The sequence below is a fragment of the Desulfofundulus australicus DSM 11792 genome, from assembly GCF_900129285.1.
GTDB lineage: Bacteria > Bacillota > Desulfotomaculia > Desulfotomaculales > Desulfovirgulaceae > Desulfofundulus > Desulfofundulus australicus.
Map to the genome: position 1 here is coordinate 1 of NZ_FQUW01000011.1, position 15,326 is coordinate 15,326.

Sequence of the window (15,326 nt, forward strand, 5' to 3'; positions counted from 1 at the left end):
ATAAAGCCAGAACGTATCCGCCGACCAGAAACCGGCCGGCCTGGTTTGCTGCCGTGTTCAGAGAAAAGTTGCTGGAAGCACGGGCGGAAATTCTGGCCCTTAAGAAAAAATATCCGTTTAACCGGTTTTGAGCGGTATTACCACCGGCTGCCTCTTTCGGGTAGCCGGTTTTTCTTTTTTGGGTTTTCGATGGAAATGCCAGCGGAATTTAAAAATTATTTTTATGATTACCGGTTTAAAATGAGAATTTCCTTTGTTCCACCAGTTGGTTGCCCCAATTTAATTTGAAGATTTTTCCCGAATCAATTTGAAAATCTACACCTGTATTTAATCCATTGTCTTCGCAAAGTTTAATGAGTTTGCTGTCATCCCCGACATTAATGCATCCAAAGTAATCTTCTGCGTCTCCAACCCGCAGCCCGATTTCGCCGTCCGTTCCTTTGAGGCTTTCGATGTGCAGCCCAGCCCCAGGTACGGCTCCATTGAAGATGAGCTTGAGCATGTCCATATAGACTATGTCTGCCGACATACCCTTACCTTTGATGTAAAAGAAACTGTCTCTGAAAATCTCTCTGTTTTTGCTGTCCAAAAGGCCAGGGTTACCGCTAAGCAACCTGGCGATGTTATCTACAGTTTTGTTCCCTTCGTTCTTGATAAAGTCAGCGAAGAAAAGCAGTATATCTACTACATCAGACACGTTCTTTTTGTTCTCAGTCCTGACGGCGTTAACGGTTCCACCCACAAAGACTAAGAGAGGCTTTTCAATCAGGAACGGTGCAAGTGTCTTCCTGTTTTCTTCATATATTTTCAGCTGCTGGTAAAACACCATCAGGCACGCTGTAAGGTAAAGTTCGCGCCTGTCCTTATCACTGTCATCGGCAAGGTTCAGGATGTTATAATCCTTTCCGTAGCCGTCACCGTGGAAGTACCTGTAAGAATAGTCAAAAATGATGCACTTGGCATATTCCTGGGTAAGTTTCGGGTCATTTTTGACAGCCTGCCCGAAGGTGGCGGAATACTCAAAGGAAAATCCCTGTTCGCATAAAGTGTCCCTTTTCTGTTTCCAGTCCTTGCCGCTGCTTCCCCTATGGCCTTCGTCCACCAGGACAAGGTTATTCCGTTCAAAGGACTCGACAGCAACAGTCTTTTCCTTGGCTTCATCTTTTAGTTTGTGAATGTCAATTATTTCTATTTTTCTGTCACTGCTGACCAATAACCCTCCTCTGTTTTTATCAAAAAGCTCGGCAGGAAGCCCTGAAAGCTCCAGCTCCCGAAGGTGCTGCCTGGACAACCCTTCGTTGGGAGTAAGAAGGATTATCCTGTTTATCTCTTTTTCCCTACCGTATGCCTTTAAATAATGCATGTACTGGAGAATATTTACGTGCATAATCAGGGTCTTACCCGATCCTGTAGCGTTCCAAAAAGCTATTTTGTTAAGATCTGAAGGCTTATATTCATCGATTTTATCGGCAGTTCCTTTATTGCTGTTAAAAATCCTTATATAGTCATTCAATTCCTCCCGAAGCTTTTCGCTGTCTGCAAAATACCTGTCAAGGTAGATCTCGGAAAACAGCAAAGACAGGTACTGAAAATATTTCCACCTTATAGGCTGCTGCCGCTTTCCGGAGATGCGCATTGTATGGCGGACAATATTATCATCATACTGCAGCAGCTTACCAGGCGGAATAGCACACTTGCCTGCAAATTTATCTATAAGTACCCGGCAGTAATAGGTGCTGTTGCTTTCATCATAACCTTCGTCCTCTACTTGCTTCATTTCTTCCGCAAGTTCCTCGAAGGAATCGACTCCGAAGAGTTTCAGCATGTACTGGTTCAGCACCAATTTTTTGTAGAATTTTAAAGAGGGAGCCTCTTTCTTTTTTGTCTGTTTTCTTGCTGCCATTTGCCCACCCCCTTAAACATCCTGCACATCAAACATCAGGCGTTTGAATTCTTCCTCGATGAGCAGCACCTTCCAGCGTTCGCCTTCCTGCTTCATGTTTTGCAGGTTATTGTCGCCATTTACGTAGATGCGGTCATATTCAAAGTCTTGAGTATTGTACTTTTTCTTTTTGAAATATGCATCTAAAACAGCATTGTCCTTGGCAATGTCACCAGTAAGGGTGCGCCAGATGATGAGCACCTTATCTCCCAACAGGGTATGACCTTCCACTTCCTTGAAGGTGTATTCCCCTTTGCCGTCTTTGGCGGATATAAGCCTTACGGCCCCTGGTATGTCACTTGTTTCATCAAGTTCAGTGTTAAAGCTCTTTTTAGCGTCAATTCTTGTAACCACCAGCCCTAAAAGATAGTTGAAGGTTTCTACCAGGTCAACAGCAGTCTCCTTTGTTTCCAGGCCGTTTGCAATTTTCATTTTGTAGTTAAAGGGATTGGCAAACTGGTCGACATTAAGGAGCGACATGCTGCCCTCGGTTTCCTTGTCCAGCATGTAGGAAAGAATATATTGCTCCCTAAGATCCCTGCTTAGATCAAGCACCATCTGCTGATCTTCGCTTCTTCTGATTTCCAGGTTGTTCAAAGCATCCTCGTAAGACTCCAGCTTCATGTATTTGAACATGTGGCTGATACCTTCACGGGACACTGGCTTGCCATCTTTCCAGTCCTTGGAGTATATGACCTTCTGTATCCTCGGCTTTAAAATAGTATCAAAGTATTCCCCCATTTCCACAAGGATGTACTTGCGATTACTTCCATCTTCTCTATTGAGGTTTATTACTGCATGACCAGTAGTGCCTGAGCCTGCAAAGAAATCTAATATAATTGCTTTATTATTTTCAAAAACTCCTGCATATAAAGCATCTTTAACTGTATATAGTGATTTAGGATATGAAAATAAAGCTGCAGTCTCAACTCCTAAAATGTCTTGAATAACTTTTGTACCATATTCACTTGCATCATATTTTGCATCTGCCCATAAAGATTTCATTGTGCCTGTGTCTTTATTAAAAATTATTTGTAAATATTTTCGTCCTTTTTTAACTTCTAATTTGTCAAATATATTTGAAACAGAATTAATAGAATATCTCCATTTCTTTTCTCGTCCATTATCATCAATCGGCCATATTTCAACAACTCCATCTTCCCTTATTATGTTTGGAGAATTCGGATGAAAATCATCATCAGGCACATTACCAACCCCTATAATTTTATTATCTTTTACAAAAAATGGATAAAAACATGTTGCCGCATCAGTTCTATCAGATTCCGTTCCACTATCACGGAGGTTTCTCGAATCTATCTCATCTCTTGAAATATCTGCAATATATTTTTTTTCATCACTAGGATATATAAAATAAGCAAATTCATGAGTATAAGAAATATTTTTCCCTTGCTGACCTCTTGGATTATGAACAATGGATATACAAACTTTTTTATTTGTGGGAAAAATATTATTTATAAGCTGTCCTAATAATTCTTGCTCAGTTTCATCTATAGCAATAATGTATACAAAGTCGTCAACTAATAATAACTTACTTATTTTTATTCTATCGTACATTAGAGATAACCATGATGAATGTTTATAATTATTTTTATACATAATTTCGCTAGATTTCGTATTATATGGCGGATCAATATAAACGCACTTAACCTGTTCCTTATACCTCTCAAGCAGCAAATTCAACGCCTGGAAATTCTCGCTTTTTATAAGCAATCCATCAGTTTTTTCGTCTATATTATCTATACTCTCAATCAGCCTCTCTTTAAACTCCTCCCCAAAAAAGGCAGTATCCAGCACAAGGTACGGGTTTGTCTTCAAAAACTCCACCGTCAAAGGCTCGCTGTACCCCTCAAGCTCATCTATGGAAAAAAGCTTTTTCCATTCTTCAACCTGCGCCCTGTTTGCCGCAATCTCTGGATAAAATTCCTCATCTATTCTGTCCAGCGTAATGCAGTAGTCGGTCTGTACCACAAACTTCTTTTTAAGCCAAAGCTTTTTCTGGAAGTTTTCCAGCTGCTCAAGGAAAGCGATAATCTTATACCCTATGTTCTTGATTACCTTGATTTTGGTAATGTACTGCTCAATTCTTACTTCACGTTCGGTATCCAGGTCATCCAGGAACATAACTTCGTTTTTAAGATAGAAGTCCAGCTCCCTGCGCAAAAAGCCGCCCAAATCCTTATGGATGAAATAGTCAAAGGTGTTTCGGGCAGTGTAGTCATTTAAGTGCTTTTCCAAAAGCGTTCTCTTGGGATTTGCCTCAGTCGGGCTTGGCGTAAAAATGCCTAAAAACGGGGAATAAGTACCTTTACCTCTATTAAAAATCTCAATAACTTTTTTAATTGCTTCATCGTTTAAATCTTTTTGTTTGCTTTCATGCACTTTGTACTCAAACTGGATAATAAGTTCGCCGTTTTCCACTTTCACTGGCTCATCCTGATAGAGGACAAACCTGCGCTCCTTGTTTTCAGGTGGCTTGTTGTTGTCCTTCTCAGTAGATGCCTCCACCAGCTTGAAATGTACTCTTTTGCCGTCAGGCAGGGTAAAAGTATAGTCCCTGAAGTATTCTGCCGTTTTAATGTAATACTGGTCGGCATTAGCCCAGTAGAGCTTAACTTCTTCTCCTTCGTAGGGTATGGCATATACACCCTGTTTGTAGCGGCGCTGGGAAATAAAGTCCCCGTTATTATAATAGCGGCTGAAAAAGTCCGTCAGGTGGGAATACACTTCATCTTCGATTTTTTCCAGATCCATGCCAGATTCAAGCTGGCTTTTCAGCGCCATGTATTTGGCACTGCTTTCATAAACCACTCCTGTTTCATCAAGAGTCTTTTTTAATTCCTCCAGATCCTTTTTGAGGCTCTTTTGTTTGGCGGAAACGTATTTCTCCAGTTGGGTACGTACCTGGGGCAGCAGGTCTTCATTGAGGAATTTTTCAATTTCCTTTCTCTTGTAATTCATGATCCTGTAAATTCCAAAATCAAGATCGGCCTGATCCATTTGAAACATTTGTTTTAAAAGCATGATCAGTTTTTCGTAGCTTCTGCTCATGCTCTTCCACTCTCCCTAAATTATTTCCCATTCGATCATAAAAAGGGTTTCCTTTTCTACCTTCTGCATCATTTTCATTTCAAGGTCTTTAATAAGGGCATCCCTCTTCTCAAGGATTTCATCCTCCACCTCGAAAATTCTGCGGCGCTTTGCCTTCTTTTGCTTTTCGATTTCGGCAATCTGAAGCTGTATCCTGTGCTGCTCTTCTGTTGTAGTGGCAAGTCTCGCCTGGCGGTTCAATTCCCGCAGCCGAACCTTGATATCCTCCAGTTCCTTTTCGGAAGCCTGTATAAGATCGTCCGCCCACTTCTGCAGCCGTTCCTGCTCCTCTTTAAAGAATTTGTTGTTGGCTTCCATCACTCGGCTGACCGTCGCCTCACAAAACCTTTCGGATTCCTGGAGCAGCTTTTGAACCGCAAAGGCTGGCAAGTTTTTTCTTTCCATGACCTGCCCCTGGCACAGCATTATTTTTTCGCAGATTTCCTGATCAAGCGGCTCGCCAGAAGCTGTGAAACCGCTGAATAACAGGTACTCCTCTTTGTCAAAGGACTGAATGGTCAGTTTTGTGAGGATCATGTAGCCTGTCTGTCCCTTGAGCTGCTCAACTACACTGATTTTTACTGGATGATTAGTAATATCAAACCTTACTTTTGCTGGTGGGGTAAGCAGGTTTAAGCCCCTTTCCAATACATGCTCGCCCAGCGGGTGTGAAAGACGATATATTATCCGTCCCTCCATATCCTTGCGCTTTTTAGATACCAGGTAATACTTACCCGCTTCGGTCAGGTTGCCGTAAGGCTTTTTTAAATAAAAACTTAAAGCGCTATCGTCAAAATCAGCATCGTCTTTTAAAATAAACCTGGTCAACTGCCAGAACATTTTTTCAAACCTGTCCAGTCGGCTGGAGGTAGCCTCCAATTCAAACCGCAGCCTTTGATGGACATCCTCGTCAAAGTTTTCCAAAAGCACCGTCCTTGCTCTGTCCATTTTGGACTTGATTTTTTCTTCCATTTCCGCCTGGAGGGCCTTGAAGGCTTCCTCAATTTCCTTTGGAGTGCGGCACTGCTGGTATATCTTGAGAATTTTTCTTTCGAAATCCACGCCTGATTCTATGGAACCCAATACAGCGTCCGAAGCCCCGAATACACCGTTAAACAGATTGAATTTTTCCTCCAACAGTTGGTACACCCTGCAATCCGCCTCGTTGCGCTCGTTGAGGAAATTGATAACAACGACGTCATGCTGCTGCCCGTAACGATGGCAGCGGCCAATCCGCTGCTCAATCCGCTGGGGGTTCCACGGCAGGTCGTAGTTTACCACCAAGGAACAAAACTGCAGGTTTACGCCTTCGGCAGCCGACTCGGTAGCAATCATGATTTCGGCATGATCACGGAAATATTCCACCAGAGCTGCCCGCTTGTCCGCCACGCGAGAGCCGCTGATCCTACCTGTACCTTCATTTTTCTTGCACCATTCCTTATAAATTTCCGTAGATTCCTTATCGGAGTTGGAACCGTTGAAAAGGACGATCTTCCCTTTATACCCGTTTGCTTCAAGGAATTGCTTCAGGTAGTCCTGCGTCCTGCGGGATTCGGTAAAAATCAGGGCTTTTCGCTTGGCTCCAAGCTCCTCCATCTTCCGAAAGCCTACCTCCAATGCTTTTAAAAGGGCTTTGGACTTGGTATCAACACGAATCCCTCTTGCCATGGAAATGAATCTTTCAACTTCTGCAATCTCCGCATCTATTTTTTTAAGGTCAATGGTTTCTTCGCAACTTTCCACCGCTGATTCTTCCGCACCTTCTTCATCCATTTCCAGTTCATCCCTGTCTTCTTCCGCAAGGATTGCCTGATCCTCATCCATCAGGTCTTCCAGATTAAGGTCCCTGATAATCCCCTTTTTTATATCCAAAAGCCTGTCCCTGATTGTTTCAAGAGTTTGTTCTACCGCCCGTGAAGAGGAAGCAAGAAGTTTGCGCAGGATAAGGGTGGTGAGGGTACGCTGGCTCTTGGGGATCGAGTAGGTATCCTCCCGCTGTAGGAAAGCAGATATTGCCTCGTACAGTTCCTGTTCCTCATCGGTTGCCCTGAATTTTTGCGTTAACGGATGCCGTTCCGTATATCTTATATATTCAAGCACCTGGCTACGCAAAGTCCTTTTGCAAAAAGTTTTAAGCCTTTCTTTCAGCTCTTCAAGATTGCCGTCATTCACATAATTCTCTCTGAATGCCTTAATGTCGCCGAAAATATGGTCGCTGATCAAGGTCGACAGCCCGTAAAGTTCCAAAAGTGAATTTTGTAATGGGGTAGCAGTAAGAAGCAGTTTTTTTCTGCCTTCCAGCGCCCATTTCAGGTTCTGCCCAGTACGGTTGCTGGATCTGTATACATTACGCAGTTTATGAGCTTCATCTATAACCACCAAATCCCACTGAACAGATTTCAGATCGGTTTTTTTGCTGCTGGCAAAGTTGAAGGAGGTTATTACGATGCTGTCCTGCTCAAAAGGCATGGTTTTTCCCATTTTCTTTTCCTGGTTGTAGTTTTTGGTCTCCAAAATCACATTTGGTAGGTTAAACTTCTCCTTTAGTTCCAGGCTCCACTGTTTGCGGAGCGAAGAAGGGCAAATGACAAGAAGCCGCCTTTTTCTTTCCGCCCAATACTGGCACAAAACAAGCCCAGCTTCAATTGTCTTGCCAAGTCCCACTTCATCGGCAAGCAGCACTCCTTTGGATAGAGGAGACTTGAAAGCAAACAATGCCGCTTCGATTTGATGGGGATTTATATCAACAGCAGCGTCAAATAAAGCGGCAGATATTTTATCTATATCTCCATGTGCGGCGCGCCTGACAAGCTCATTGGCATAATATTTGGCATGGTATTCCGTAATCATTTTTTATCCCCCAAAATTTCCAGAGAGGCTGAATCAAGGAGAAAAGGGATAAGTGGTGTAAGCCCTGCATTTATAAGACTTTGCACTTATCCCTTTTTATTCCTTGTGCCTTTACCCCTTAGTCCCTTTTCCTAATTCACTTCCAATCGGAATCACTTTTTTTGCAAGGAGAGAATGTATAAATGGGAATTACAACGAAACAATTAACCCTGCCCCCTACTCCACCGTCACGCTCTTGGCCAGGTTGCGGGGCTGGTCCACGTCGCAGCCCCTGACCACGGCCATCTGGTAGGCCAGGAGCTGCAGGGGGATCACGGCCAGCACGGGGGCCAGGACGGGGTTGGTGGGCGGGATGTAGAGCACGTGGTCGGCCACCTTTTCCAGTTCCTTCTGCCCCTCCATGGCCAGGGCGATTACCGTGGCGTCCCGGGCCTTCACCTCTTTGATGTTGCTCAAGGTCTTTTCAAAGAGGTTCTTCTGGGTGGCCAGGGCGACCACCGGCACGCCCTTTTCAATCAGGGCCAGGGTGCCGTGCTTCAATTCCCCGGCGGCGTAGGCTTCTGCGTGTATATAGGAGATCTCCTTCAGCTTGAGGGAACCCTCCAGGGCCACGGCGTGGTCCAGGCCCCGGCCGATGAAGAAGACATCCTCGGCCCTGCCGTACATCCGGGCAAGGTCCTTGATCACGTGGCCGTTGCCCAGGATCAGTTCCGCCCGGCTGTCCAGCTGTTTCAACTCCCTGATGATCGCCCGCCTCTCCTCAAGGGTAATGGTGCCCCGTACCGTGGCCAGGTGCAGGGCAATCAGGTACATGGCCACCAGCTGGGTGGTATAGGCTTTGGTGGAGGCCACGGCGATCTCGGGGCCGGCCCAGGTATAGAGCACGTGGTCGGCTTCCCGGGCAATGGAGCTGTCCACCACGTTGGTCACGGCCAGCACCGGGGCACCCAGGCGCTTTGCTTCCCTTAAAGCCGCCAGGGTATCTGCCGTTTCACCGGACTGGCTGATCACTATCACCAGCGAGTTTTCATCAACAAGGGGCTGGCGGTAGCGGAATTCGGAAGCGATATCCACCTCCACCGGTACGCGGGCCAGCTGTTCGATGACATACTTGCCCACCAGGCCGGCGTGATAGGCGGTGCCGCAGGCGGTGATAAATATTTTGTGCAGGGTCTTTAACTTTTCATCATCAAGCCCCAGCTCCTTGAGCACCACCGCCGAATCGTCACCGGCCAGGCGGCCCTTCAAGGTATCCCGCAGGGCCCGGGGCTGCTCGTGGATCTCCTTCAGCATAAAGTGGGCAAAGCCGTTCTTTTCGGCCTGGGCCGCTTCCCACTTTACTTCAAAGACCCGTTTTTCCACCGGTTCACCGTGCCGGTTGAAAACCCTCACCTCTTCCGGTGTCAGTACGGCCATCTCGCCATCGTCCAGGATGTATGTGCGCCGGGTATGGGCCAGCAGGGCCGGAATATCGGATGCCAGGAAATTTTCGCCCTGCCCGAGGCCCACCACCAGGGGGCTGTCCTGGCGCACGGCCACCAGCTTATACGGCTCGCCGGCGGCCAGCACCACCATGGCGTAGGAACCCCGGATGCGTTCCACCACCCGGCGTACCGCCTCTACCAGGTCCCCCCGGTAAAAGTGTTCCACCAGGTGGGGCAGCACCTCCGTATCGGTTTCGGAAGCAAACCGGTGGCCCCGGGAAGCCAGCCATTCCTTCAACTCCAGGTAGTTCTCGATAATCCCGTTGTGCACCACGGCAAAACGCCCGGAACAATCAATGTGGGGGTGGGCATTGGTATCCGAAGGTCCGCCGTGGGTGGCCCAGCGGGTGTGCCCGATACCGGTATGCGCCTGCCCGTTGTGATCCCGCAGCATTTCCGCCAGGCCGGCCAGCTTGCCCGCCCGCCTGTATACTTCAATAACCCCGTTTTCCAGAACGGCAATGCCGGCCGAATCGTAACCACGGTATTCCAGCCTGGCCAGCCCGCCGAGAAGTATGGGTACGGCCCGCCGGGGGCCGGTATAGCCAACGATGCCACACATATGAAAAACCTCCAGCAGCAAGGTATTGATCCAGTAATTAGAAATGCCGGGGTGCAAGAAAGGCCCCCGGCAGAAAACCAGGAAAAGTCCCTGGTACCTGCTCCTGCCCTCCTGGAACAGGAGTAATGGGTAAAACGGCCTTCTACCCTCATGCCACCGGACACCCTTTGTCCCGGCCGTTGCCGGCCGGTTTTGTAGTGTCGTTCACGGTCGTGGCCAACCGGGGAGCATCCGCCGAAAACTTCGATAAACTCCCACCTCGTCAACCCGGAAACATCCTTTAAACTAACTGGCTGACCGGCAATTTCCGGGTTCTGGCGCTTTAATTTTCAGTTTTCCGGTAAAGTCCCGGCATCCCCCCTTTCAAGAAAACCTTTAAGCCTTAAAAAGAAACCCTGTGGATAACTTCCACCAGTTCGCCGGCAATGGACCGCAGGAGTTCCATATCCCGGCCCTCCACCATCACCCGCACCAGAGGTTCGGTGCCCGACGGGCGCACCAGGATGCGCCCCTGTCCGCCCAAACGCTCTTCCTGCTCCCGGATGGCCCGGGCCAGTTCCGGGCTGCCCATCACCTTTTCCTTATCGGTAACCCGGACGTTCTCCAGCAACTGGGGAAGTTTTTCCATCTGGGCCGCCAGTTCCTGCAGGGTCGCTCCCGTCTCGCGGACGACCTGCAAAAGCTGCAGGGCGGTTAAAATACCATCACCGGTAGTGTTGTAATCCAGCATGATGATGTGACCGCTTTGCTCACCGCCAAAGGTGGCCCCCGAGCGCAGCAGCTCCTCCAGGACGTAACGGTCCCCCACCCGGGTTTTCAGCACCCGGATACCGCTCTTTTCCAGGGCCAGGTCCAGCCCCAGGTTGCTCATTACCGTAACCACCACGGTATCCCTGGCCAGCCGGCCCTTCTTCTGGAGGGCCCGGGCCAGGATAACCATAATCTGGTCACCGTCCACCAGGTTGCCCCGGCCGTCCACGGCAATTACCCGGTCCGCATCCCCGTCATGGGCCAGGCCCAGGTGGGCGCCGTATTCCACCACCGCCTCCTGCAGGGCAGCCGGATGGGTAGAACCGCAGCCGGCATTAATATTCACTCCATCGGGGGTATTGAAGATGGGGATAACTTCCGCACCCAGTTCGGCCAGCACCCGGGGGGCTATCCGGGAGGCGGCCCCGTTGGCGCAGTCCACCACCACTTTCAAACCGGAAAAGTCGCACGATACGGTATCCTTCAAAAAGGCTATATAGCGGTCTGCCGCATCAGCAACCGGGAAGATACGACCCACCCCTGCTCCCACGGGAGCGGGAATGCAGGCGGTATTGGAAAGCAGCTGTTCGATTTTCTCTTCCATTGCATCGGACAGCTTGTAACCGCTGGCCCCGAAAAACTTGATCCCGTTGTCATCCATGGGATTGTGGGAAGCAGATATGACCGCTCCCCCGGCGGCACCCAGGGCCCTGGTGAGATAGGCGATGGCCGCCGTGGGCATTACCCCCACCTTGAGAACATTAACCCCGGCCGAGCATATCCCGGCCGTGAGGGCGGCCTCCAGCATATCGGAGGAAATGCGGGTATCCCAGCCCACCACCAGGCTCGCCCCCGGCAGGCCCCGGGAAAGAACATATGCCCCCGCCCGGCCCAGTTTCAGGGCCAGTTCCGGGGTAAGCTCACGGTTGGCCACTCCCCGGACACCGTCGGTACCGAATATTGCTCCCATGGTCAGAATCTCCTTTCATGCTCGACAGAGATCACGTCCAAACACAGTTTATTATACCTGCAGCCACCGGGCAGGTCAATTTTTTACCAGATATCCCGGGCTCATAAAACATAATATGATCCGGGGCAATTTCCGGCCCGCAACCGGCCCCGGTAAAAAATATCCAGGTTTGCCCGTGCTTTTCAGTCCTGTTTTTGCTCCTCCGGTTCCGTGCTTGCCGGCGGGTTTTCCGGGAGGGGGGACAGGCGTACCGTAACCTGGACTTCCCGGGGGCGCAGGATTATACCGCTGCCGGGAGCGACCAGGCTGACCCTGCGCACCACGTCCTGGCTGGCCCCATTGATATCCAGGGGAGCGGTGCTGACCCTCTGCACACCTTCCAGTACCGGAGCCGGCGCCAGAACCTGGACTGAACCGGGCTCCACCAGAACCTCCTCCACCCGGTAGCCATCCGCCGGGGTTCCCCTTACCCGGGGCTCCACCGGCACTTCTCTGGCCGGCAGGGCCAGGATGGAAACAACCACCTTTACCACGGGAGGAAAGGCGCTGACCTCCCCGGGCAGGCCGGTCAGGGTAACCGACCTTTCCACCGCCCCGCTGGCACCCTGCACATTAACACTTGCCGTCACCCGGCCAATGGTTTTGACCAGCCGCTCCGGTCCCTTCAGGTGCACCAGCGGCGGGTCCACCGTGGCGGCCTGGACGCTGTAACCGGCGGCAGGCTGGCCCTTGAAGGTTACCTCCACCGGGACCTCCTTTTCCACTATCCTGTCCGCGTGCACCCGCACCCGCGGCGGCAGGACCCTGAGCACCCGGATGCCGGGCGGGGCATTCACAGTTACCGCCGGCTCGTTTTCCCCCCGGGCAATTCCGGAAAGATCCACCGCCGCCTGGAAGTCACCCGGCGTCAGGGTAACCAGCTGGCTCCGGCTGCCCTGGACCTGAACGCTCACCGTTGACGGCAGGCCGGTAACCTGGAAGCCCTCGGGTATCCCCCGCCCCTGCAGGGGGACATTAAAGGTCCGTTCTTCGATGGGGTTCTGTTCATTGGTTACGTAAACCCACAGGATCAGGGCCATGAGCAGGGAGAGAATTTGCAGGGAGAAATTGCGCCAGTTCAAGCGGGGCAACAGGGAACACCTCCGGGAATCCTACTGTTTGCGGAACCACAGGAAGGCCAGGGAGCGCTCCTTCTGCGGCTGGAGCGCCCCGGCCAGCCGGTCGGCCAGAGCACGCTCGTCCAGGTTTCTGGCCAGCACACCCTCCACGGCCAGGGAAATAATCCCCGTTTCTTCGGAAACAATTACGGCCAGGGCATCGGAGACTTCCGTTATGCCAATTCCCGCCCGGTGGCGGGTACCCAGCCCGGTAGCCACATCGGGGCTTTCAGTCAGGGGCAGCAGGCAGGCCGCCGAGGCTACCCGGTCGCCCCGGATAATTACCGCCCCGTCGTGCAGGGGTGTATTGGGTTCAAAAATATTGAGCAGCAGCTCCGCCGTTACCAGGCCATCAATCTTAATGCCCGTGTCGATGTATTCTTCCAGGCCGGTGGCCCGCTCCAGAACAATGAGGGCCCCGATGCGCTGGCGGGACAGGAGGCTGGCCGCCCGCACCACCTGGCTGATGGTCCGGGAGCGGTCCGCTTCACCCTGGTAGATGAGGGAACTGGTTAAAAACCGGCCCTCCCCCAGCTTTTCCAGGGCCCGGCGCAGTTCGGGTTGAAAAACTATGGGCAGGGCGACCACCAGGGCCGTCATGGCCTGCTGCAGCAGCCAGTGAATGGTGTATAAATGCAGCCAGCTGCTCAGGGCCGTAGCCACCAGCAGAACGGCCAGGCCTTTGAGCAGCTGTACCGCCCGGGTACCTTTGATCAGCAGTATTAACCGGTACAAAACAAGGGCCACTATGAGAATATCAATGATACTGGTCAGGTTGAACAAATCCAGGTTCAGGGACTTAAGCTGCTCCAGCAATTTCTGCTCCCCCCGCTCTCCCCGTGTATGTAATCAAATCCATGAACAAATTATAACCTTTTTATAACTGTAAATAAAGGAGCGCCCCCGAAGATAGAGAGCGCCCGCGTTACTTTTCATTATTCTTGAGCAACCCGTAGGCAATGCTGTCCGCCAGGGCCTGCCAGCTTGCCTCTATGATGTTGGTAGACACCCCCACGGTGCCCCAGGAACGCTCGCCGTCCCCGGTTTCAATGAGCACCCGCACCACCGCTCCCGTGCCGTCCTTTTCATCCAGCACCCGCACCTTGTAGTCAGTTAGCTGCATGCGCCGGATATCGGGGTAGAAAATTTCCAGCGCTTTACGCAGGGCATTGTCCAGGGCGTTTACCGGGCCGTTACCCTCCGCGGCCGTATGGACCACCTCATCACCCACGGTCATTTTAATGATGGCCTCGGAATATACCGGGCTGTTTTCTTTTAGTTCAATGATAACCCGCAGGCTCTCCAGTTTGAAGGGAGGCCGGTAGTTATGGTACGCCCGGCGGAGGAGCAGCTCGAAGGATCCCTCGGCGCCTTCAAACACGTACCCCTGATTTTCCAGCTCTTTAATTTCCTCCAGGAAGCGGCGGGTATCCTCCTGGCTGGCGTCCAGGTTGAAGTTGAGTTCCTTCAATTTGTATAAAAGGTTGGACAGCCCGCTCAACTCGGAGACCAGCACACGCCGCCGGTTACCCACCAGCGCCGGATCGATGTGCTCGTAGGTCCGGGGGTCCTTCAGGATGGCGCTGACATGAACCCCGCCCTTATGGGCAAAGGCGCTGGCCCCCACGTAAGGCTGGTGGGTGTTGGGGTGCAGGTTGGCCAGCTCGCTCACATAGCGGGATAATTCGGTGAGCTGGGCCAGGGAAGACCGGGGAATGGTTTCATACCCGTATTTAAAGGTAAGGTTGGGTATGATGGAACAGAGGTTGGCGTTGCCGCAGCGCTCCCCGTAACCGTTGATGGTTCCCTGTACGTGGGTGACACCGGCCTGCACCGCCGCCAGGGAATTGGCCACGGCCAGCTCACAGTCATTGTGGCAGTGGATGCCCAGGGCGGTGGGAAGTTCGCCCCGGACCCTTTTCACGATGGCCGCAATTTCTTCCGGAAGGCTTCCCCCGTTGGTGTCACACAGGACCACCCGGTCGGCCCCCCCGCGCACAGCCGCTTTCAGGGTGGCCAGGGCATATTCGGCGTTGGCCTTAAAGCCGTCGAAAAAGTGTTCCGCATCGTAGATAACCATCAGCCCGCGGCTCTTCAGGTAACCCACCGTATCTTCAATCATGGCCAGGTTTTCTTCCAGGGTGGTCCCCAGCGCCCTGGTCACATGCAGGTCCCAGCTTTTTCCAAATATTGTGGCCGTGGAAACACCGGCTGCCAGAATACACCGGATGTTTGCATCTTCCTGCACCGGAACGCCGGGCTTGCGGGTGGAGCCAAAGGCGGCAATGCGGGCGCAGGACAGACGGTAGTTTTTGATACGCTGGAAAAAAGCCATATCCTTGGGGTTGGAGCCGGGCCAGCCGCCTTCCACAAAGTGAAAGCCCATTTTATCAAGCCTGAGGGCAATCTTAACCTTATCCTCCGCGGAAAAGGAAACGCCTTCCCCCTGGGAGCCGTCCCGCAGGGTGGTATCGTAAATTTCCACTACCGCCATGGTTTTCTC

Annotated in this window: 9 protein-coding genes; 1 reads left to right on the plus strand and 8 read right to left on the minus strand. The window is 51.1% G+C overall.

The window, feature by feature from the left end; translation table 11 throughout:
* Positions 1 to 235: 235 nt before the first annotated feature.
* The 4 genes from BUB44_RS05065 to glmS all read right to left on the minus strand — a co-directional run bounded on the left by BUB44_RS05065 (position 236) and on the right by glmS (position 9,946).
* Entirely contained in the window at positions 236 to 1,903 is a 1,668-nt protein-coding gene (locus tag BUB44_RS05065; RefSeq protein ID WP_073163700.1) for a DEAD/DEAH box helicase family protein, read from the minus strand.
* Positions 1,904 to 1,915: 12 nt separating this feature from the next.
* Entirely contained in the window at positions 1,916 to 5,011 is a 3,096-nt protein-coding gene (locus BUB44_RS05070; RefSeq protein ID WP_073163702.1) for a site-specific DNA-methyltransferase, read from the minus strand.
* 15 nt (positions 5,012 to 5,026) lie between these two features.
* Positions 5,027 to 7,900, minus strand: a complete 2,874-nt coding sequence (locus BUB44_RS05075) for an SNF2-related protein (RefSeq protein ID WP_073163703.1) — start codon at positions 7,898 to 7,900, stop codon at positions 5,027 to 5,029.
* A 216-nt stretch (positions 7,901 to 8,116) separates the two neighbouring features.
* Positions 8,117 to 9,946: a glutamine--fructose-6-phosphate transaminase (isomerizing) gene (gene glmS, locus BUB44_RS05080; RefSeq protein ID WP_073163706.1), complete on the minus strand. Its 1,830-nt coding sequence runs from the start codon at positions 9,944 to 9,946 to the stop codon at positions 8,117 to 8,119.
* Between glmS and BUB44_RS15955 the strand changes: the two genes are divergently transcribed.
* A complete protein-coding gene (locus BUB44_RS15955) occupies positions 9,947 to 10,072 on the plus strand; it encodes a hypothetical protein (RefSeq protein ID WP_278247934.1) in 126 nt (41 codons plus the stop codon).
* A gap of 256 nt (positions 10,073 to 10,328) precedes the next feature.
* Here the strand turns inward: BUB44_RS15955 and glmM are convergent, their stop codons facing one another.
* From glmM to cimA, 4 genes are all read right to left on the minus strand, one after another.
* Positions 10,329 to 11,666 (minus strand): phosphoglucosamine mutase, encoded by a 1,338-nt coding sequence (glmM, locus tag BUB44_RS05085; RefSeq protein WP_073163709.1) that lies wholly within the window; start codon positions 11,664 to 11,666, stop codon positions 10,329 to 10,331.
* Positions 11,667 to 11,848: 182 nt separating this feature from the next.
* Positions 11,849 to 12,796, minus strand: coding sequence for a CdaR family protein (locus BUB44_RS05090; RefSeq protein ID WP_073163711.1), 948 nt, complete (start codon positions 12,794 to 12,796; stop codon positions 11,849 to 11,851).
* A gap of 21 nt (positions 12,797 to 12,817) precedes the next feature.
* The gene (cdaA, locus tag BUB44_RS05095; RefSeq protein ID WP_027356897.1) at positions 12,818 to 13,639 is read right to left on the minus strand and encodes a diadenylate cyclase CdaA; all 822 of its coding nucleotides are present in this window, start codon (positions 13,637 to 13,639) and stop codon (positions 12,818 to 12,820) included.
* A gap of 109 nt (positions 13,640 to 13,748) precedes the next feature.
* On the minus strand, positions 13,749 to 15,317 hold the full coding sequence (gene cimA / locus BUB44_RS05100) for a citramalate synthase (RefSeq protein WP_073163714.1): 1,569 nt from the start codon (positions 15,315 to 15,317) through the stop codon (positions 13,749 to 13,751).
* Positions 15,318 to 15,326: the final 9 nt, after the last annotated feature.